The sequence below is a fragment of the Arthrobacter sp. GmRoot5-12 genome (assembly GCF_059739365.1).
The window spans coordinates 483,971-503,713 of the sequence record NZ_AP046056.1; the positions used below are offsets into that span (position 1 = coordinate 483,971).

Below are 19,743 nucleotides of genomic sequence, written 5' to 3' on the forward strand. Positions count from 1 at the left end.
TGGGTTCCATCATGAAGTTCCGGCCGGTTCCCGGCCGCCAGCGAAAGGGCCAGCACATGTCCGCTCCGGCACCCTCAACGTCCACCTCCGCCGCAACCCGCATCGTCATCGCCGGCGCCGGCCCCGCCGCCCAGGCCCTGGTGGCCCAACTGGACCGGGCACGGTTCGCCGGCACCATCACCGTGCTGAGCAACCGCGATGACACCCCGGCGGAACTGCTGGAGCTGGCCATGCTCCCCCAGGTCTCCGTCCGCTTTGGCCAGCCGGCCAGCCACATCGATGCTGCCAAGCGCACCGTGGCAACCGCCGACGGCATGGAATTCGCCTACGACCAGCTGGTCATCGCCACCGGTTCGGCACCCGTGGCCAACCCGGTGGACGGCGCCGCGCAGTGCCTGAGCTACTCCACCATCGATGACGCCCCGCGCATTGCGGACGGAGTGCAGGAAGTCACCCGCGAGCTGGGCCGCCGCCCCGTGGGGATCCTGGTGGGCACCGGGGCAGCGGCAGGGCAGGCCGAAGCGGTACTCCGGGCCAAGGGGGTGCGGCCAATCCGCACCACCGCCCGGCCCGCGGCCATCATCCCCGCCGTCGTTTCCGGAGGGGCCGGTTCCCCCCTCGCCGCCTCCGCCGTGGTCTTTGAAGACGGCAGCAGCATGACCGGCGACCTGGTGGTCCTGGCCGAGGAGCGGGTATCCCGGGACGGCCTCGCCGCCAGCGCGGGCCTGCGGACGGCCGCCGGCGGCGGCATCGAGATCAGCAGGGACTTCCGGACGTCCGTGCCGGGGATCTGGGCGATCGGCGACGCAGCAGCGTTCGACGGCGTGCGGCTGGGGCTGCTGGTGGCCGCCGCGTCGGCGGCAGGTGCCTGTGCCACCCAGTTGCTGACTGCCGCGGCTGCAGCGCCGGTTCTTCAGGCTGCCGCCTGAGCGGCCGCCACCGGCGCCGTGCGCTGTGACAAGATGGTTCCCGAAACCGAGTCAACGCCGGGCCCACAAGGCCCTTCGAGAGGACCATCATGAGCAACGAAGCCACCGTTCACGCAGGAACCGCTGATCCGGCCGGGACCGCGAACATCGCCTCCTACATCGACCACACACTGCTCAAGCCCGAAGCCTCGGAAGCTGACGTGCTGAAGGTCTGCGCGGAGGCAGCCGAGTACCGGTTCAAGTCGGTCTGCGTCAACCCCATCTGGGTCAAGACCGTCACCAAGGCGCTCAAGGGCTCCGGCGTCCTCACCTGTTCCGTGGTGGGCTTTCCGCTGGGGGCCACCCCTACAGACGTGAAGTCGTTCGAGGCCCGCGGCGCCGTGCTGGACGGCGCGGACGAGGTGGACATGGTGATCAACATTGCCGCCGCGAGGGCCGGTGACCAGGGCGCCTTGACCGAGGACATCGCCGCGGTGGCCGAGACGGTGCACGCCGGCGGCGCCATCCTGAAAGTCATCATCGAAACAGCCCTGCTCACGGATGAGCAGAAGGTGCTGGCATGCCGGGCGGCCGTTGAGGCCGGGGCGGACTTCGTGAAAACCTCCACGGGCTTCAACGGTGGCGGCGCCACCGTTGAAGACGTGGCCCTGATGCGCCGCGCGGTGGGCCCTGACCTGGGGGTCAAGGCCTCCGGCGGCGTACGGTCCCTGGCCGACGCGCAGGCTATGATTGCAGCAGGTGCAACACGAATTGGTGCCAGCTCCGGGATTGCCATCGTCAAGGGTGAACAGGGTTCAACCGCTTACTGACCGGACCCGGAAGCGGCCGCAGACCAAGCCCCGCGGGGCCGAGGAGGAACATATGTCCAGCCAGATCAACGCGTCCAGCCGGGACTCGGCGTCGAACCAGGACTCCGTCCGGACCCCGCAGAACGAGAACAACCTCGCCACCAGCGTCATCCTGTTCGCGGTCTGCTTCGTGCTGTTCCTGGGCGCCATCTACTCGCTGTCCTTCCTCAGCCTGGGCAACCCGTGGCCCATGGCCGCCTGCCTGGCCCTGTTTGCGCTGGCCTTCTGGATCCCGCAGACCATCCTGGGCCGGTCCGACTCTGCGGGCGAGCACTAACACCCACTCCATACAGCAAACAACGGACCGGCGGACTTTTCCGCCGGTCCGTTGCTGTTTCCCGCTGAAGGGTGTTGCCTGCTAGAACCAGAGCCTGATCCAGGCGCCCGCGGCAGCCGCCGCACGGCCCCAGTGCTGTTGGGCGATGGCCCAGCCGGCCATCGACATGCCCACCATGGCGTACGCGCTGACCGGGATCAGCACCAGCCACTCCCGCTTGGAACCGGCACGCCCCAGCAGGGGAAGGGACAGGGCGCCGTTGGCCCGCCAGACGTTCCGCAGCAGGGGCAGCCGGCGCAGTATTTTCGGCGGCCGGACCACCAGCGGCCACAGCAGCGGCACTCCTCCGGTGGTGATGAGGTCGCCCACGATGTGCACCACCACCCCGATCAGCATCGAGGTGGGCAGCCAGGTCCACTGCCCCGGCGCGTATACGGTGACCAGGCCCGCCATGACCAGCGCGAAGATCCAGTTGGAGATAAAGCCGCTTTTGGGAAAGAGCTTCAGCGCCTTCGCCGCAATGTTGATCAGGAACATGCACAGCAGCCCGGCCCCCACGGACAGGCGGCCCCAGCCGGTGTCCAGGTGCACCTGCGATGCCAGGCCGGCGAGGAAGACAAAAACCGCGGCACCAAGGATGGAGTGCGTTCCCTGCCGGTGGCCCCCGCTGGCGTTCTCGATGCCGCGCGCAATCACGTTGGACAGCGGCGGCAGCGAGTGGGCCACCGTGCTTGCCCGGTGGTCCCAGTCGCACACCAGTGCCGTGCCCGCGGTGGCCATGCCGCCGATGAGGATGCCCGTGGGATCCAGCGGGTACCAACCCAGGGTGTAGGGGCCGGTGGACGCAACAGCTACCCACGCCGCGGCTCCAGACGCGGCGTGGTGTCCTCCCATCACGTGCTAGCCGCTGACTGCCGGGGCGGCGAGCGGGGCGTCGGAGAAGATATTCCGGATCACGCCGTTGGCCCATTCCAGGATCTCGGCGTCCTGCAGATCCCGTCCGCCGATCCGTGCCGTCTTGGGCTTGGGGATGAGGACGGCGTCGAGTGCGGGTTTGGACTGCGATCCGGGGTACATCCGGTTCAGGCGCATGATCTTGGATTCCGGGAGCGAGGCCGGGGAGAACTTGATGAAGTTGCCCTGCAGAGCGACGTCGGACAGGCCGGCTTCGCGCGCACCAACACGGAAGCGTGCCACCGCCACCAGGTTCTGGGCGGGCAGCGGAAGTTCACCGTAGCGGTCAACGAGCTCGGCCTGGACCTCGTCGATGGCCTCATTGGTGATGGCCGCCGCGAGCTTCCGGTAGGCCTCCAGGCGCAGCCGTTCGCCGGGGACATAGTCGTGCGGCAGGTGGGCGTTGACCGGCAGCTCGATCTTCATCTCCGCGGCCTTTTCTTCGGCCTCGCCCCGGTAGTCCGCCACGGCCTCGCCCACCAGCCGGATGTACAGGTCAAAGCCCACTCCCTGGATGTGGCCGGACTGTTCGCCGCCGAGCAGGTTGCCGGCACCGCGGATTTCGAGGTCCTTCATGGCCAGCTGCATGCCGGCGCCCAGTTCGTTGTGCGCGGCCACGGCCTTGAGCCGTTCCAGCGCCACCTCGCCCAGCGGCTTCTCTGACGGATACAGGAAGTAGGCGTAGGCGCGTTCACGGCCACGGCCCACGCGGCCGCGGAGCTGGTGCAGCTGGGACAGGCCGTACTTGTCCGCGCCGTCCACGATCAACGTGTTGGCGTTGGAGATGTCCAGGCCTGTCTCGATGATGGTGGTGCACACCAGCACGTCGAAGCGCCGCTCCCAGAAGTCAACGATGATCTGCTCCAGGCGGCTCTCCGACATCTTGCCGTGCGCCACCTCCACCCGTGCCTCGGGCACCAGCTCGCGGATCCTGGCGGCCGTCCGCTCGATGGTGGACACCCGGTTGTGGACCAGGAACACCTGGCCTTCACGCATCAGCTCGCGGCGGATGGCGGCCGAGGTCTGCTTGTCCGTGTACGGGCCCACGTAGGTCAGCACGGGGTGCCGTTCCTCCGGCGGGGTGGCCAGGGTGGAGGTTTCCCGGATGCCGGTGAGGGACATCTCCAGGGTGCGGGGAATCGGGGTGGCACTCATGGCCAGGACGTCCACGTTGGTGCGCATCTTCTTCAGCGCTTCCTTGTGCTCCACGCCGAACCGCTGTTCCTCGTCCACGATCACCAGGCCCAGGTCCTTGAACTCAAAGTCCTTGGCCAACAGCCGGTGCGTGCCGATCACCACGTCCACGGCACCGCTCTTCACACCCTCCGCCGTCTCCTTCGCTTCCTTGGCGCTCTGGAACCGGGACAACGGCTTAACCCGCAGCGGGAAGCCGGAGAAGCGTTCGGTGAAGGTCTCGTAGTGCTGCTGGGCCAGCAGGGTGGTGGGCACCAGCACCGCCACCTGTTTGCCGTCCTGCACCGCCTTGAAGGCAGCGCGCACCGCGATCTCGGTCTTGCCGTAGCCCACGTCGCCGGACACCAGCCGGTCCATGGGAATCTCCCGCTCCATGTCCGCCTTGACCTCGTTGATGGTGGTCAGCTGGTCCGGCGTCTCCACGTACGGGAAGGCCTCCTCCAGTTCCCGCTGCCAGGGCGTGTCGGGTCCAAACGCGTGGCCACGGGAGGCCATGCGGGCAGAGTACAGCCGGATCAGTTCGCCGGCGATCTCCTTGACGGCTTTGCGGGCCTTGGACTTGGTGCTGGCCCAGTCCGCGCCGCCCATCTTGCTCAGCACGGGGGTTTCGCCGCCCACGTAGCGGGTCACCTGGTCCAGCTGGTCCGTGGGGACGAACAGCCGGTCGCCGGGTGCGCCGCGCTTGGCCGGCGCGTACTCCAGCACCAAGTATTCCCGGACGCCGTCGCCGCCGCCGGCCACCTTGCGCTGGATGAGTTCCACGAACCGGCCAATGCCGTGCTGTTCATGGACCACGTGGTCCCCCGCCACCAGTTGCAGGGGATCGACGGCGTTGCGGCGCTTGGAGGGCATCCTCCGCATGTCCTTGGTGGACCCGGCGGAGGTCCGTCCCAGCAGGTCGGCTTCGGTGAGCAGGCCCAGTTTGAGGCCGTCCAGGACAAAACCACGGCCGACGGCGGCAGTAGTCACCTCGATGATGCCCGGCTGGGGTTCGTGGTCCAGGCTGTCCACCCGGGCACAGGGAATGTCGTTCTCATGGAACAGCTCGGCCAGGCGCTGGGCCGGCCCGGGCCCTTCCGTGGCCACCACGATCCGCCACTGGTCGCGGACGTGCGAACCGATGAACTCCATCATTTCCGCCACGTCGCCCTGGTAGCCCCGCGGCTCCCGGGCATGCAGGTTCAGCACGTCGATCTCGGGCAGCAGCTCCGCGTCCTGCGCCAGTGACGTAATCGACCACCAGGACACGCCGTGCTCCAGCGAGGAGGTGCGCGTTTCCGCCAGGGACCGGAAGCTGGCAGAGTGCAGCGCCGCACTCGCCTGCGAGCTGAGGTCCAAAGGTGCCGCACCGCCGTCGGACGCGGTGGACCATGCCGCTTCGAGGAACTCCTCGTTGGTGGCGGCAAGGTCGTGGGCCCGGGTGCGCACCTTCTCCGGCTCGATCAGCACGGCGATGGAGTCGGCAGGCAGCTGGTCAACGAACGGAACCATCGCATCCACCAGCACCGGCGCCAGGGATTCCATGCCCTCCACGGCGATTCCGCCGGCGATCTTCTCCAGCATGTCCGCGGCGGCCGGAAGCTGGGACTTCAGCGTGGCGGCGCGGGACATGACGGACGGGGTGATGAGGATTTCCCGGCACGGCGGGGCATGCAGTTCGGTGGGGTGGTGGACGCCCGGGGCGGACAGCGAGCGCTGGTCGGCCACGGCAAACCAGCGCATCTGGTCCACTTCGTCCCCGAAGAACTCCACCCTGATGGGGTGGTCCTCGGTGGGCGGGAAAACGTCGATGATGCCGCCGCGGACGGCGAACTCACCGCGGTGCGTCACCATGTCCACACGGGCGTACGCGGCGTCGGCAAGGCTCTTCACGACGTCGGAGAACGGCACCTCCTGGCCCACCTTCAGCGTGACGGGAACCAGGTCGCCCAGGCCCGCCACCACCGGCTGGACCACGGCGCGGACCGGCGCGACGACGACGCGGAGCCGGCCCGCCGTCGAGCCTTCCGGGTGCGCTGGATTTTCCGGATGGGCCAGGCGGCGCAGCACGGACAAGCGGCGGCCTACGGTGTCCGAGCGCGGCGACAGCCGCTCGTGCGGGAGGGTCTCCCAACTGGGGAACTCGGCCACCGAATCCGCGGGCAGGTAGGCGCGCAGGGCCGCAGTGAGGTCCTCCGCCTCCCGGCCGGTGGCAGTGACGGCCAGCACCACGCCCGGCTCCATACCGCCCGCCTGTTCCGCCTTGGCCGCCAGCCCGTCAGCCATCTCCGCGAGCAGCACCGGACGAAGTCCCGGAGGAGCGCTGATCTGGTAGTCCTGTCCGCGGACGGCGAATCCCCGGGCAGCCTCGGCGCGGACCCGGGCGAACGTCTGGTCCGGCGCCAGGGCACGGCGCAGCCCGTCCAGCGACGGGGCGGTACTGGTCTTGGCGGGCCGGGCCGTGCCTGTCCTGGACGTGCCCGTGCTGGATGTGCCTGTGCTGGATGTGCCGGCGGCGGACTGGCCGGGAAGACTCATGGCAGAAGCTCCTGTGGTGTTCATCGAGGGTCGCAGGCAACGCGAAAACCCGAAATTCGCTGCGAATCCCGGGTACTCCCAGCCTACAGCGCAGGAACGACATGGCAGCGCGGCGCCCACAGGCCTAGGCTGGCAGGGCCGGACAGTTGCCTTTTCGGAGCCCCTTAGTTCGGAGCCCTGTTGTTTGGAGCCGGGTAGTTCGGAGCCGCCGCCCGTCCGGACGGGCCGCGGCTCCGAACTACCAAGAACCAAGCCAGGCCGGTACGAACAGGGGCCAGGACCATACAGGAGCCAGCATGACTGCAATGAGCGCCCAGCCAGCACCAAAGACTGTCCTTGTCACCGGGGCCACCGGTTACATCGGCGGCCGCCTTGTGCCCCGGCTTTTGGAAGCAGGCCACACCGTCAAGGTGCTGGTCCGCTCGCCGGACAAGATCGCCGGCGTGCCCTGGCGGGACAAAGTGGACGTGGTGGAAAGCAGCCTGGACGACGGCGACGCCCTCCGCGACGCCCTGGCCGGCGTCGAGGTCTTCTACTACCTGGTGCATTCGATGGCCGCCGGCGCGGGATTCGAAGCCAAGGAAAAGGCCATGGCCAGGACGGCCGCGGATGCTGCAGCGGCCGCGGGGGTCCGCCGGATCGTCTACCTTGGCGGCCTGCACCCCCAGGGGGTGGAGCTGTCCACCCACATGCGGTCACGGGAGGCGGTGGGCAAGGTCTTCCTGGACAGCCCGGTGGACGCCGTAGTGTTCCAGGCAGGCGTGGTGATCGGCTCCGGCTCCGCCTCCTTCGAGATGATCCGGCACCTCTCCGAAACGCTGCCCCTGATGCCGGCGCCCAGCTGGGTGCGCAACAGGATCGAAGCCATCGCCGTGCGTGATGTCCTCTACTACCTGGTGTCCGCAGCGTCGCTGGAGGGCCCCATCAACCGCACCTTCGACATCGGCTGCCGGCAGGTGCTGACCTACGCGGGGATGATGCAGGAGTACGCCGCCGAAGCGGGCCTGCCCTACCGGGTGGTGCTGGCGCTGCCGGTACCGGCACCCAAGCTGGCAGGCATGTGGGTGGCCCTGACAACACCCATCCCGCTCTCCATGGCCGTGCCGCTGGTCCAGTCCCTGCAGCATGACGCGGTGGCCAACGAACACGACATCGACCAGTACATTCCCCAGCCCGACGGCGGCCTGACCCCCTACCGCACGGCGGTGGCCCTGGCGCTGGGAAAGGAGCGGGACGGCCAGGTGGAGACCACCTGGGCCAACGCCGGTGCCGACTCCGATCCGCTTCCCAGCGACCCCGATTGGTCGGGGCACAAGGTGTACATCGACGAGCGGACCTTCCACGGCGATGTGGACCCGGCCCACGTCTGGACGATCATCGAGGGCATCGGCGGGCGCAACGGCTGGTATTCCCTGCCCCTGGCCTGGCAGGTCCGCGGCTGGCTGGACAAACTGACCGGCGGCGCAGGCCTGCTGCGTGGCCGGCGGCACCCGCACACCCTGGCCATCGGCGAAGTGGTGGACTGGTGGCGGGTGGAGCAGATCGACCGGGGCAGGCTCCTGCGGCTGCGGGCCGAGATGCGGGCGCCGGGACGGGCCTGGCTGGAGCTTTCCGTGGAGCCCGACGGCGCGGGCAGCCGCTACCGGCAGCGCGCCATCTTCTTCCCCAAGGGATTGAGCGGACGGCTCTATTGGCTCGCCGTGCTTCCGTTCCACAGCCTGATCTTCCCGGCCATGGCCCGGAACATCACCGCTGCCGCCCAGAAACTTGCCGATGCGGAGCCCTCGCCGGTCACCCCGTAGGATGTTGGAGGCGTAAATCCTTTCCCCAAATCCCAGGAGGACCCATGGCGCTGAGCGCAACCACAACCCTTCCGCACTCCGTTGACAGCGTTGCTGCTGTGCTGGTGAACGAAGATTTCCAGCGCCACGTCAGCCAACTGGTAGGCGGCACCCTGGAGTCCTTCAGCGTGGACGGTGACATCGCAGGGGCCTTCAACGCCACCTCGGTGCGTACCCTCCCCACCACGCGCCTGCCCGAGATTGCCCGCAAGTTCGTGGGTGAGCACCTGAAGGTGACGCAGGTTGAAAACTGGGAGGCCCCGGCCGCCGACGGCTCCCGCCAGAGCAACATTTCGCTGAAGATCGCCGGCGCCCCGGTGGATGTCACGGCCGTCCAGCGCCTGGTGGCCGATGCCGGTGGAACCCGGGTGGAGCTTGAGGGCGCCGTTAAGTCCTCTGTTCCGTTCCTGGGCGGCAAGATCGCCGACGCCGCCGAACCCATGGTGGCCAAAGCCCTGAACCTGCAGGCCGCACAGGCTCAGGCCTGGCTGGAAAGCCACTAACCCATGCAGCTTCCCGTCCTCGCAGCGCTGGTCCTCATCGTCGCCGGCGTCTGGTCGCTGGTGGTCTGGCCGCAGTTCCTGCGCCGCGTGATGAAGGATCCCCGCGCCCGCGATGCGGCAGGAAAGGCCACCAAATTCCTGACCGTGCACGTGGTGCTGGTGAGCATCTCCATGGTGCTGGGACTCGCCACAGCGGTGATCGGTGTTCTCGGCCTGCTGGGCTGAACCAGCCGTTCCACGGCGCGAAAACAGCCCGGACCTTACTCCTGTTGGAGCAAGGTCCGGGCTGTTTCCGTCTGGCCTGGGTTGCCTGGCCTAGGCTGCCTGGTTAAGCGCGTCCTCCGCAGCAACCCAGGAGATCATGGCGCACTTGACCCGGGCTGCGTAGCGTGCCACTCCTTCGAACGCTGCCGCATCCCCAAGCAGCTCAGGATCAGCATGGACCTTCCCACGGGACCTCAGCACCTCCCGGAAGCTGTCGATAATTTCGTGCAGTTCAGCCACGGTCATGCCTTCGGCGAGGTCGCTGAGGACGGACGCCGAGGCCATGGAAATGGAGCAGCCGGCGCCGTCCCACGCCACCTGTGCCACTTTCCCGTCCTGGACGGCGAGCCGGAGTGTGACTTCGTCGCCGCACACGGGGTTGAGCTGGTGCGACTGCCCGGTGGAGGTGCCTTGGGGCGCTTCGGTCGCGGCGAGCCCGCTGCCGTGGCGGGCCTTCGAATGGTCCAGGATGATCTGCTGGTACAGCTGGTCAAGGCTCATGGTGTCACCTTTCGTCTTCTCCGCTATGCGCGGAAGTAGGCCCGGACGCCGGCAACGGCTTCAAGGAAGCGGTCCACGTCGTCCGTGGTGTTGTAGAGGTAGGCGCTGGCCCGGGTCGTGGCGGTCAGTCCAAGCCTGCGGTGCAGCGGCTGGGCGCAGTGGTGTCCCACGCGGACGGCGATTCCCCGGGAGTCCAGGAACTGTCCCACGTCATGGGCGTGGACGCCTTCGACGTCGAATGCGGCAAGGCCGATCCGTTCCTTTCCGGCTGCCGGGCCCAGGACCCGGACGCCGGGAATGGATTCCAGCCCCGCCACCATGCGCTGGCCCAGTGCGGCCTCCCACGCATGGATCCGGGCCAGCCCGGTTTCCGTCAGGTAGTTCGCTGCGGCCGCCATGGCTACCGCCTGGGAGATGCGCTGGGTGCCCGCTTCGAAGCGCTGGGGCGCCGGGAGGTACTCGGCCCGCTCCATGGTGACGGTAGTGATCATTGACCCGCCGGTCAGGAACGGCGGGAGGATGTCCAGCAGCTCCTGCCGCCCGTACAGCACGCCAATCCCCGTGGGGGCGAGCATCTTGTGGCCGGAGAAGACCGCGAAGTCCACGCCGAGTTCCTTGACGTTCAAGGGCAGGTGGGGAGCCGACTGGCAGGCGTCCAGGACAACCAAGGCGCCGGCCGCATGCCCGAGGGCCGTCAGTTCCGCTACCGGGTTGATGATTCCCAGGACGTTGGAAGCGTGGGTGAAGGCCAGGACTTTGGTACGCGGGCCGATAATCCCGGCGGCCTGGTCCATGCGAAGGCTGCCGTCATCTCCGATGGGGATGTACCGGAGGGTGGCTCCTGTGCGGAATGCCAGCTCCTGCCATGGAATCAGGTTGGCATGGTGTTCCATCTCGGTCACCACGATGTCATCCCCGGGCCCCAGGGACAGCTCCCCGAGCCGCTGGTCGCCGCGGCCCTGGGCAGCCCACAGTCCGGCATTGGACAGCGCATAGGAGAGGAGGTTCAGTCCCTCCGTCGCGTTCGAGGTCCAGATGGTTTCCTCGTAGTCCGCACCGATGAAGTCGGCGATGGTTTGGCGGGCGTCCTCGAAGACTTCGGTGGCCTCAACCGCAAGATGGTGGGCGCCCCGGTGCACGGCAGCGTTGCGCTGCTCATAGAATTCCTGCTCGGCTTCGATGACGCTCACGGGGTTCTGGGATGTGGCCCCGGAGTCGAGGTAGACCAGCGGCTGTCCGTTCACCAGTTGATTGAGGACCGGGAAGTCATTGCGGATGCGCAGCACCTCGGCGTTGTCCATGACAGGTACGGCACGTTCCAGTGTGGCTGGCGTTGATACTACGGCCAAAACGAACTCCTTGGGCTGCCCATGTCTGACAACCCAATTGTCCCACACACGGCTGTGGCGGCCGCCCGGAAGGGGCGGCCGCCACCGCTGCCCCGGGCTTCGGCCGAGGGAGTAAAGGGCCGGCGACGGCTGGGGGGAGAGTCTCGGTCTCAGAAGACTCTGACGTCGCCGGCCCCGTCTTGACCCGGTCCCTGGGGACCGGAAGTTGAGAGGGCCTCACTGTCCTGATTGGCTGCTCTTCGGCTTCCGGCCTGCCGCTTTGCTTTGCCTCCTTAAGTAAATCCCGTGGGGCCCTTACGTACACGAGTAGGGTGTACTCGAATCCAGGCGGGTGCACTACCGGGTTGGCGCTCCTGCGCACCCTCCGGGCGGGATGGTTGGCGGGCTTGGGTACGACGGCGTCCCGGCGGTGCTTCCCGGGTGGAAACACCGTGGGCAGCGGGTGGCCGGGGGCAGGGATTTCGACGTCGGGCGGTCAGCAGGGATTCCGATGCCCGACTGGCAGCACGGAGGCACGGCAAGGCCGGTTTGGGAGGCCAGGCCTACTTTGGCAGGGCCGCTTCCAGCTCATCGCGGCTGCGGACGCCGAGCTTGACGTAGGTGCGGTAGAGGTGGCCCTCCACGGTCCGGACGGAGACCATGAGCCGCTGTGCGATCTCGCGGTCGGTCAGGCCCTGCACGGCCAGCTCCACGATGTCCTGTTCGCGCCTGGTGAGGCGAACGGTGGGCGCCGCGGCGATGAAGCGTCCTTCACGGAACCGCTCGCCCAGTTCGTGGTCGCACTTTTCGCGCTGGGCCACGGCCTGGCGTGAGCGCCGGCGTTCACCGGCCTGCTCCAGCACCGTGCTGGCACGGGCATAGGCTTCGCGGGCCAGGTTGACAAAGCCTGCCTCCTCCAGCGAGGCAGCTGTTGCCATGAGGGTGTCGCCGTCGGCATTTTCCCAGGCGGTGGCCAGCGTCAGAAGAGCTTCTGCCCACCGGCCTTCCACGTCCCGGGCCGCCGCCTGCACCATGGGCACCACCGAGGGGTCGCCCAGGTCCCAGCACATGGCCAGGACCTGGAGCAGGTTTCCCTTCCGTGCGGAGGCCTGGGTGGTGGTCATCAACGTCTGCAGTGCGGCCAATCCCTTGCCGTCGCGGGCCAGGTATTCGGCGGCAGCGGCCATGTAGGCCTCTGCCAAAAGATCATGCGCCGGCCAGCCGGCGTCGGCGTCCTTGTGATCCTGTTCAAGGCGCTGTGCCTGTTCCGTGTCGCCCAGCCGGGCCGCGGCGTAGAAGCCGAGGGCCGTGCCGAACCGGTACAGCTGCAGCGGGTCGTTGAGCCTCAGCGCCTCAACAGCGGGCAGCAGGACCTGATAAGCGCGTTCCATCCTCCCCTGCCGCAGCAGCGAATACCCCCGCAGCAGCTGGAGGCTCCCGTTGAAGGTGGCCGCGCCAAGCGTGTGTCCGGCCGCGTAATGGTCGATCTCGCGCTCTGCCGGCTCCCATTCACCCATGGCCAGGTAGTCGGAGACGAGCCTTCCCAGCACGAACTCAGGGAAGAAGAACAGGCTGCCTTCGAGCGGGGGAAGTTCCGAGGCTGCCAGCAGTGCGGCCTCCAGCCCCTGCACGGGGCGTCCCGCCGAGCCGAGGGCGTGGGAGAGAAGGCCCTCAGCCAAGGCGCGGAGCGGTTCTCCGGCTTCTGCCGGGGGGCGCTTCCGCATCGTGTCCACTTCGTCGTTCAGCGCCGGGAAGTTCACCTCGGCACCGAGGTGGAGCAGGTGCAGGAGCCCTTCCTGCCAGCTCCTTTCGCCGTCGCTGGAGAGCGGGACGTTCTTTTCGACGTCGTCCGCGATCATCCCCAGGGGATGGCCGATGGCCAGGTGGGCCGAAACCCGGAGCAGCAGGACGGCCGGTCCCTGGGGATCATCGGCCAGCCGGAGCCAGCACTCGTCAAGGAGTGCCGCGGCCCCGGTATAGGCGCCCTCGTTATACAGGGCCCGCGCCTGGATGGCCTGGGCAAGCGGAACCATGGCGGGGTCGTGGATACGGGACGCAATGGACCGTGCACTGTCGTTGCGGAACCGCAGCAAGGCTTCCTTGGCCGCGGCCAGCATCTCGTCGTCGCTGACCCTGACGCCGCACTCCAGGGCCCACTCCACTGCCCGCAACCGGCCCTCCCCGCGCAATTGGGTGGGGTCCTGGTGGGCCCTAACCTTCTCCAGCAGCTGGAGGCTGCGGGAGACCGACACGGTGTTCCGGATGGCGCCGGCGAAGAGTCCGTTCCAGATGGAAAGCTCCGCCGGGATGCCGGGGGCTTCGACGATGATCTGCTGGTCCAGCAGGGACCGGACCACGGCTGCCCCGCTGATGTCTTCGATGACCTTCCTGCCCACCGGCCCGGCAAGGGCAATGAGCTTCAGTGCTTCCTGCTCTTCGGTCCGGCGCCGGAGATGGTCTTTGGCCACCACGCCTGCGAGGCGGTCCCCATCCGCGGGCAGCGGGCCCAGCAGCATCCAAATTCCGTTGCGCTTGGCGAGGACGCCGGCCTCGGCGGAGTCGTGCAGCAGGGCGTCGAGGATCCGGGGATTGCCGCTTGATGCGTTCCAGATGGAGTCCACCGTTGCAGCCGGCACGGTCCCGTCGAGGACGTGGTCCAGGACTTCTTCAATCTGTTCACGGTTGAGGGGCCGGAGGTCCACGCGTTCGGCCAGGCCGTCGTACCAGAGCTGGTCGAGCGGCTGTGGGAGACCCGGCCGTGGCCGGGCGGCAGCGAGCACCGTTGCCCATCCGGCTGAAATCACCTCGGCCAGCACCCCCGCGGAAGCATCATCGAGGTGGTGGGCATCGTCCACCGCCAGCAGGACCGCTCCCCCGCTGCCGGCCTTGAGCTTCTCAAAGTAGGACCACATGGAACGCAGCACCGCGACCGGCGAGACGGACTCCTCGGCGCTGAGTTCCCCCGTATAGGGTGTCAGGACTCCGAATGGCACTCCGGCCAGGGCCGAACTGGCGTGGATGCGCAGGATTTTCATGTTTCCGGCCAGGCGCTCGGTCACGGCGTCAGTGACGGCCGACTTTCCGATGCCCGGGCCGGCCATGATGAAGACGGCCCGGTGGGTTCCGTTCCGGACCATGGTGCAGATGCGGTCCACCGGCTCGCGGCGGCCGGTCAGGAGCCGGTGTGCAGTCGCCGGCTTGTGGCCATTAGACGAGTCCAGTCAGATCACCCCTTGAAGTTACGCCAAGCTTGGTGAAGACCTGGTACAGGTGGCCTTCCACGGTGCGCACGGAAACACCCATTTCCATGGCGATGTCACGGTTCGAGACGCCGCGGCCGGCCATGCGGGCAATCTGCCGTTCCCGGCTGGTCAGCAGCGGGCTTCCGCTGCTGGGAACAATGGGAAGGTTGGCCACGGTGGCAGCCAGGATGTCCAGCCGGGCCTGCGCAGTCCTCGCCGAAAGGGCATCCCCGTCCTGCCGGGCAAAGTCCACTGCCAGCGCCATGCACCTGGCCTCGACCGCATCGAGTTCGAGCGTGGCTGCAATTTCACCGCCGGCAAGGAGGGTTTTGGCATCCTTTGTCCTGCTGCCGACTGCGATCAGCCGCGAGACATCGGCCAGCGGTCCCTGCCGGCGGCCTGCGATCTCCTCCAGGAGGCGGAAGTCGGCGTCGCTGCCGTTCACCGTTGCTGCCAGCAGGTAGATGCCGGCCACTGTGTGCCTGCCCGCCTCCAGGTTCCGGCGGGCCCCTTGTTTCAGCGCTGCCACTGCCTCGGAGTCGCCCAGCCAGCGCCCCGCCACGAGCGAACAAAAATCGATAATGCTCTCCGTGGCAAATCCTGCCTTGCCCGGCGCCCTTTGCAGTTTGGTGAGGTACTTGCGGGCGAACGCGGCGTTGCCGGTCTGGGCGTACGCCAAAGCCGTGGCTGCGTAGGCGGTACGCAGTGCGGCCTGGACAGGCTGCAACTCCAGCTGGGCGGCGGCCGAGATCAAAGGCTCCAGGGCGGTCTCGCCGCGCCCGGAAAATACAAAGGCCACGCCTGCTGCGAGTTCGGTGGCGGCGCTGCGGTATGGAAGCCGGTGGGGTTGGCCCGTGCTGAATGGGCTGAGGAGGTCGATGCAGCGGCGCCACTGGCCAGCCATCAGTGCGACGAAGTAGGCCTCCCTGGCGTAGCGCTCGCGCAGGCCCACGACGTGCGAGGCGTCCGTGAGCTGGCCGCCGAGCTTTCGCATGAGGCCCAGCGCGTCCATCTCGCGCCCGGTCATGGCCAGCGCGCCCATCAGGATGATCGCGCACTGGAGCCGGAACCCGGTGTCCGGATTGCCTGCGGGATCGGCAGCCCGCTCGAGCGCCGGGATCATGGCGGCGTAATCGCCGGCATGGGCCTGGTATTCGAATTCACTCAACGAGATACGGTTTGCCGCCACCGCTGCCGCTGCCGGCCAGGAGGAGTTGTTGTCCGCTTTCCCGAGCCGTTCCCGCGCCGCGGCGAGCAGTTCCCGGACTTTGCCCGCACGCTCCGGAATGCAGAGCATGACCCGCGCTTTGGCGGCCACCACTTCGGCGTACTCCAGGGGATCCAAAGCCTCGAGTTCAGGCTGGGAGATGCCATCCAGGGCGGAAAGCGCCTGGACCGGCATGTCCAGCTGCAGGTACGCCGCAGCCTTTTGCCGCTGCGCCGATGCCCACCCGGCGTCGGTCCTCTGCACCATCTCCGCGTACGTCAGGGCAAAACGGGGGTCGAAGAGCTGGACTGCGGCCTGGGCGGCCGCGAGTGCCAACTGCGGGCTCAGCTCGGCCTCGCACTCATGGGTCCACGCGGCGAAAGACATCAATTCTTCCACCGTCATGGCTGCCGGGTCCGGCTCCTGGCCGCCCAGCAGGACGCTGCGCAGCTCCCGCCGGCGGGAAATGCTCAGCCAGGTCCGGACTACGTCACCGATGTACTTCTCCCGCAGCGACACCCAGCGGTGCTCGGAGTCGTCGATCTCCAGCAGGCCGCCGTCTTCCATGTCCGCAACCACGTCCGCGCCATAGATGGCGGTAAGGGCGGCCAGTTCCACCCGCCGGGCACAGGAAAGCATTTCGATGACGTCCCGGGTTTCGGGTGTCTCCCGCGACCAGCGGGACCGGACGATGTCGTCAAGGCTGGCGGCGCCGTCGAGCACCACTTTGTCCCGCAGCGTCCAGACCGAATCGGACAGGACCAGGTTTCCGGAGAGCTGCTGTTCGGTGACCAGCGCTTTGAGCAGCAAGGGATTTCCACCCACCATCTGGTGGTAGGTGGTCACCAGGGAAGAGGCGACGCGGTGGCCAAGCAGGGAAAGGAGCACCTGCCGGGTTTGGAGTTCGTTGAGGTTGTTGAGCCGCACTTCCGTGAGCTTCCGCTCCGTCAGCAGCCAGTGGAAGTCTGCCGGCAGGTCGCTGGCGTTGGGGGCCACAGCGATGATCTTTGCCGTGCCGGTCAGCAGGACATTCAACAGCACCCCCGCACTCATGTCGTCGATGCAGGCCGACGTGTCCAAAGTGATGACGCAGGGCCTGCCGGCGGCGTCGCTGCGGATCAGGGAGGTTATGCCACGGAGGATGGCGGTGGGCGAGCCCATGTAGGCCTGCGGGAGCCGGGCCAGCAGGAAGGAGAGGCAGCCGTACGGGGTGCTGGGACCGGAGGGGCCGCTCCGGAGTTGCAGCGACCAGACATCGGGACCCAGGTCCGCAACGGCAGCGCGCGCCAGGGAGGACTTGCCCACGCCTCTGGCTCCGGTGATGACAACGCCCAGGGAGTTTTCGCTGGTCAGTGCGGTGCGGACAGCATCCAGGTTGGCGCTTCGTGCAGGCATGGACCATTGCTGGCCCTCCGGCGCCGCGGAGGTTGGTGTGGGCAGCCTGTCACCCTGAGGTGTTGACCCACGTCCCCAGCTGAGTGGCTCGATTGACATGAACTTTTCCCCTACATCCTGCAATAGCGGGATGTAGCCCCATTGCTCCCCCGCATAGGAAGAAGAGTACCCCCTGCCACAGACAAGGAAACAGGGTCAAAAGGAACTTTTACGATTCCAGCTGTTGTGATCCCGATTTGGCCGGGTGGAACCTCTGCTGGGCAGCCGTCAATCCATCGCGCAACAGGGACTCGACGGCGTCGGCGGCATCGTCCAGCAGGAAGGGCAGTTCCTTGTGTTCCGCGGTGCCGAAATCACGCAGCACGTAATCGGCTGTGTCCATCCTGCCAGGCGGCCTTCCCACCCCCACGCGGACCCTGAGGTAGTCCTTGGTACCCAGGGCCTTGGAGATGTCCCGCAACCCGTTATGGCCGCCCTCGCCGCCGCCGAGCTTGAGCTTGACGGTGTTGAACGGAATATCGATCTCGTCATGGACAGCCACCACGTGGTCTGCGGGGATCCCGTAGAAATTGGCCAGGGCGGAGACCGGGCCGCCTGAAACATTCATGTAGCTCATCGGTTTCGCAAGGACCACGCGCGGGCCGCCGATCCCCAACCGGCCTTCAAGGACCTGCGCGCGGGCTTTGTGGGTCTTGAATCCGGCGCCGATGCGGCCGGCCAGTTCATCGAGCACCATCTGGCCTACGTTGTGCCTGTTGCCTTGGTACTGGGCGCCTGGGTTGCCGAGGCCAACGATCAGCCAGGTATCTGTCATGGAGTCAATCCTATTGGGGGCGGTTACGCGGAAATGGAACGGCGGTGTGCGGACATGACAGTGGCCGGACCCGTGGGGGTCCGGCCACTGTCGTGAATTGCGGAGAAATTACTCTGCTGCGGCTTCTTCTGCTGCGGGAGCTTCTGCTGCTTCGCCGGCAGCTTCGGTTTCTGCTTCCTCGGCGATTTCGATGGCTTCGGAGATGTTCACCACGAGGGCTTCGGGGTCGGTCAGCAGGGCGGAACCCTTGGGCAGGACCAGGTCGGAAGCGTGGATGTGCTCGCCGGCGGCGCGGCCTTCGATGCTGACGACGACGGACTCGGGCAGGTGGGTTGCCTCGGCCTCGAGGGACACAACCGTCAGTTCCAGGTTGTGGACGGTGCCGGGAGCGGTTTCGCCTTCGACGTGGACCGGAACGTCAACCGTGACCTTCTCGCCCTGGCGGACGGTCAGGAGGTCGATGTGCTCGATGATCTGCTTTACGGGATCGCGCTGGACGTCCTTGACCAGGGCCAGGTGGCCCTCGCCGTTGATGTCCAGGGACAGCAGGGCGTTGGCGGTGCGGACGGCCAGGGTGGTGGCCTTTGCCGGCAGGGTGACGTGGATGGGCTCTGCGCCGTGGCCGTAGATGACGGCGGGGATCAGGTTGTTCATCCGGGCGCGGCGGGCGTAGCCCTTGCCGAATTCGGTGCGCAGTTCTGCTGCGAGCTTCTGCTCAGACATGGATATCTCCTTGAAGACTAAACGGTGTTCAGCAAGGGCGGAGGTCTGGTGTGACCTTCAACGCCGGGCGCCGGAGGGCGGCCCTTCAAGAAGGCAGTCCTTCAACCGAAGGACTGATCAGACCCAGTCGATAACGGAGGCTATGCCCTCCCTCGCCAAGGTATCGCTGACCAGCTTACCAGCGCCGGGGCCGTTTCCTGAAAACGTCCCCGGCCTGGTGCGGGGCTATGCCTTGCCGTCGAAGAGGCTGGTGACCGAGCCGTCGTCGAACACTTCGCGGATGGCCCTGGCGATCAGCGGTGCGATGGAGAGCACTGTCAGCTGCGGGAAGCGCTGGGAGGACGTCAGCGGGAGGGTGTTGGTGACCACCACTTCGCGTGCGCCGGACTCGGAGAGACGGCGTGCGGCCGGATCCGAGAAGACGGCGTGCGTGGCGGCGATGATGACATCCTTGGCGCCGGCGTTCTTCAGGACCGTGACGGCGCCGGAGATGGTTCCGCCGGTGTCGATCATGTCGTCGATCAGGACGCAGGTGCGTCCCTCGATCTGGCCCACCACGGTCTTGGAGACAGCCTGGTTGGGGACGGTGAGGTCACGGCTCTTGTGGACAAAGGCCAGGGGCGCGCCACCCAGGCGCTCAGCCCACTGTTCCGCGACCCGGACCCGTCCGGTGTCCGGGGAGACAACGGTGATGTTGTCGGCAGCGACACGGGTGCGGATGTAGTCGGCCAGGAGCGGAATGGCCATCAGGTGGTCAACCGGCCCGTCGAAGAAGCCCTGGATCTGGGAAGTGTGCAGGTCCACACTCATGATGCGGTCCGCGCCGGCGGTCTTGTAGAGGTCGGCAACGAGGCGGGCGGAGATGGGCTCGCGGCCACGGCCCTTCTTGTCCTGCCGGGCATAGGGGTAGAACGGCGAAACCACGGTGATCCGCTTGGCGGAGGCCCGCTTCAGCGAATCGATCATGATCAGCTGTTCCATGAGGTGGTTGTTCAGCGGTGCGGGGTGCGCCTGGATCACGAACGCGTCGGTGCCGCGTACGCTCTCGCCGGCCCGGACATAGATCTCGCCGTTGGCGAAATCGTAGGCATCAACGGGAAGGAGGTCAGTGCCGAGTTCCTTGGCGATCTCCCGGGCAAGCTCCGGATGGGCCCGCCCAGTGGCGAGCACCAGCTTCTTCTCGCCGTGCGCCGTAATTTCACTCAT

Annotated in this window: 15 protein-coding genes; 6 read left to right on the forward strand and 9 right to left on the reverse strand. The window is 67.3% G+C overall.

From position 1 onward, the window contains the following. The first annotated feature begins 56 nt into the window (after window positions 1-56). The 3 genes from AC6JAM_RS02155 to AC6JAM_RS02165 all read left to right on the forward strand — a co-directional run bounded on the left by AC6JAM_RS02155 (window position 57) and on the right by AC6JAM_RS02165 (window position 2,054). Window positions 57-929 (forward strand): FAD-dependent oxidoreductase, encoded by an 873-nt coding sequence (locus tag AC6JAM_RS02155; RefSeq protein ID WP_026265906.1) that lies wholly within the window; start codon window positions 57-59, stop codon window positions 927-929. A gap of 89 nt (window positions 930-1,018) precedes the next feature. Further along, on the forward strand, window positions 1,019-1,738 hold the full coding sequence (gene deoC / locus AC6JAM_RS02160) for a deoxyribose-phosphate aldolase (RefSeq protein WP_018770118.1): 720 nt from the start codon (window positions 1,019-1,021) through the stop codon (window positions 1,736-1,738). 52 nt (window positions 1,739-1,790) lie between these two features. Next, the gene (locus AC6JAM_RS02165) at window positions 1,791-2,054 is read left to right on the forward strand and encodes a hypothetical protein (RefSeq protein ID WP_018770119.1); all 264 of its coding nucleotides are present in this window, start codon (window positions 1,791-1,793) and stop codon (window positions 2,052-2,054) included. A gap of 81 nt (window positions 2,055-2,135) precedes the next feature. Here AC6JAM_RS02165 and AC6JAM_RS02170 read toward each other — a convergent pair whose 3' ends face one another. Then, window positions 2,136-2,948, reverse strand: a complete 813-nt coding sequence (locus tag AC6JAM_RS02170) for a metal-dependent hydrolase (RefSeq protein ID WP_018770120.1) — start codon at window positions 2,946-2,948, stop codon at window positions 2,136-2,138. Between the two features lie 6 nt (window positions 2,949-2,954). Beyond that, complete coding sequence (gene mfd, locus AC6JAM_RS02175; RefSeq protein ID WP_497933919.1) at window positions 2,955-6,719, reverse strand: transcription-repair coupling factor; 3,765 nt, start codon at window positions 6,717-6,719, stop codon at window positions 2,955-2,957. Between the two features lie 296 nt (window positions 6,720-7,015). Here mfd and AC6JAM_RS02180 point away from each other — a divergent pair, with 296 nt between their 5' ends. Genes AC6JAM_RS02180 through AC6JAM_RS02190 form a run of 3 tightly spaced genes read left to right on the forward strand, consistent with a single transcriptional unit; the run spans window position 7,016 to window position 9,288 of the window. After that, on the forward strand, window positions 7,016-8,521 hold the full coding sequence (locus AC6JAM_RS02180; protein ID WP_056393527.1) for an SDR family oxidoreductase: 1,506 nt from the start codon (window positions 7,016-7,018) through the stop codon (window positions 8,519-8,521). A gap of 44 nt (window positions 8,522-8,565) precedes the next feature. Beyond that, window positions 8,566-9,063, forward strand: a complete 498-nt coding sequence (locus AC6JAM_RS02185; RefSeq protein ID WP_018770123.1) for a DUF2505 domain-containing protein — start codon at window positions 8,566-8,568, stop codon at window positions 9,061-9,063. A 3-nt stretch (window positions 9,064-9,066) separates the two neighbouring features. After that, window positions 9,067-9,288: an SCO4848 family membrane protein gene (locus tag AC6JAM_RS02190; protein ID WP_056393524.1), complete on the forward strand. Its 222-nt coding sequence runs from the start codon at window positions 9,067-9,069 to the stop codon at window positions 9,286-9,288. Window positions 9,289-9,378: 90 nt separating this feature from the next. Here the strand turns inward: AC6JAM_RS02190 and sufU are convergent, their stop codons facing one another. From sufU to AC6JAM_RS02225, 7 genes are all read right to left on the reverse strand, one after another. Further along, window positions 9,379-9,828 (reverse strand): Fe-S cluster assembly sulfur transfer protein SufU, encoded by a 450-nt coding sequence (gene sufU / locus AC6JAM_RS02195; RefSeq protein ID WP_018770125.1) that lies wholly within the window; start codon window positions 9,826-9,828, stop codon window positions 9,379-9,381. Window positions 9,829-9,851: 23 nt separating this feature from the next. Next, window positions 9,852-11,177 carry a SufS family cysteine desulfurase gene (locus AC6JAM_RS02200; RefSeq protein ID WP_026265910.1) on the reverse strand — a complete coding sequence of 442 codons (1,326 nt, stop codon included), beginning with the start codon at window positions 11,175-11,177 and terminating at the stop codon, window positions 9,852-9,854. A 542-nt stretch (window positions 11,178-11,719) separates the two neighbouring features. Then, window positions 11,720-14,293 carry a helix-turn-helix domain-containing protein gene (locus AC6JAM_RS02205; protein ID WP_235509879.1) on the reverse strand — a complete coding sequence of 858 codons (2,574 nt, stop codon included), beginning with the start codon at window positions 14,291-14,293 and terminating at the stop codon, window positions 11,720-11,722. A gap of 70 nt (window positions 14,294-14,363) precedes the next feature. Next, window positions 14,364-17,000, reverse strand: a complete 2,637-nt coding sequence (locus AC6JAM_RS02210; protein ID WP_082581843.1) for a helix-turn-helix transcriptional regulator — start codon at window positions 16,998-17,000, stop codon at window positions 14,364-14,366. Between the two features lie 208 nt (window positions 17,001-17,208). Then, on the reverse strand, window positions 17,209-17,814 hold the full coding sequence (pth, locus tag AC6JAM_RS02215) for an aminoacyl-tRNA hydrolase (protein ID WP_018770129.1): 606 nt from the start codon (window positions 17,812-17,814) through the stop codon (window positions 17,209-17,211). A gap of 108 nt (window positions 17,815-17,922) precedes the next feature. Further along, window positions 17,923-18,537: a 50S ribosomal protein L25/general stress protein Ctc gene (locus AC6JAM_RS02220; protein WP_018770130.1), complete on the reverse strand. Its 615-nt coding sequence runs from the start codon at window positions 18,535-18,537 to the stop codon at window positions 17,923-17,925. A 225-nt stretch (window positions 18,538-18,762) separates the two neighbouring features. Next, entirely contained in the window at window positions 18,763-19,743 is a 981-nt protein-coding gene (locus AC6JAM_RS02225; protein WP_018770131.1) for a ribose-phosphate diphosphokinase, read from the reverse strand.

What these genes read in the sequence shown, in the direction of transcription:
- AC6JAM_RS02155 (WP_026265906.1), top strand. Translation starts at nt 57, where the DNA reads ATGTCCGCTCCGGCACCCTCAACGTCCACCTCCGCCGCAACCCGCATC.
- deoC (WP_018770118.1), top strand. Translation starts at nt 1,019, where the DNA reads ATGAGCAACGAAGCCACCGTTCACGCAGGAACCGCTGATCCGGCCGGG.
- AC6JAM_RS02165 (WP_018770119.1), top strand. Translation starts at nt 1,791, where the DNA reads ATGTCCAGCCAGATCAACGCGTCCAGCCGGGACTCGGCGTCGAACCAG.
- AC6JAM_RS02170 (WP_018770120.1), bottom strand. Translation starts at nt 2,948, where the DNA reads ATGGGAGGACACCACGCCGCGTCTGGAGCCGCGGCGTGGGTAGCTGTT.
- mfd (WP_497933919.1), bottom strand. Translation starts at nt 6,719, where the DNA reads ATGAGTCTTCCCGGCCAGTCCGCCGCCGGCACATCCAGCACAGGCACA.
- AC6JAM_RS02180 (WP_056393527.1), top strand. Translation starts at nt 7,016, where the DNA reads ATGACTGCAATGAGCGCCCAGCCAGCACCAAAGACTGTCCTTGTCACC.
- AC6JAM_RS02185 (WP_018770123.1), top strand. Translation starts at nt 8,566, where the DNA reads ATGGCGCTGAGCGCAACCACAACCCTTCCGCACTCCGTTGACAGCGTT.
- AC6JAM_RS02190 (WP_056393524.1), top strand. Translation starts at nt 9,067, where the DNA reads ATGCAGCTTCCCGTCCTCGCAGCGCTGGTCCTCATCGTCGCCGGCGTC.
- sufU (WP_018770125.1), bottom strand. Translation starts at nt 9,828, where the DNA reads ATGAGCCTTGACCAGCTGTACCAGCAGATCATCCTGGACCATTCGAAG.
- AC6JAM_RS02205 (WP_235509879.1), bottom strand. Translation starts at nt 14,293, where the DNA reads ATGGTCCGGAACGGAACCCACCGGGCCGTCTTCATCATGGCCGGCCCG.
- AC6JAM_RS02210 (WP_082581843.1), bottom strand. Translation starts at nt 17,000, where the DNA reads ATGCCTGCACGAAGCGCCAACCTGGATGCTGTCCGCACCGCACTGACC.
- pth (WP_018770129.1), bottom strand. Translation starts at nt 17,814, where the DNA reads ATGACAGATACCTGGCTGATCGTTGGCCTCGGCAACCCAGGCGCCCAG.
- AC6JAM_RS02220 (WP_018770130.1), bottom strand. Translation starts at nt 18,537, where the DNA reads ATGTCTGAGCAGAAGCTCGCAGCAGAACTGCGCACCGAATTCGGCAAG.
- AC6JAM_RS02225 (WP_018770131.1), bottom strand. Translation starts at nt 19,743, where the DNA reads ATGAGTGAAATTACGGCGCACGGCGAGAAGAAGCTGGTGCTCGCCACT.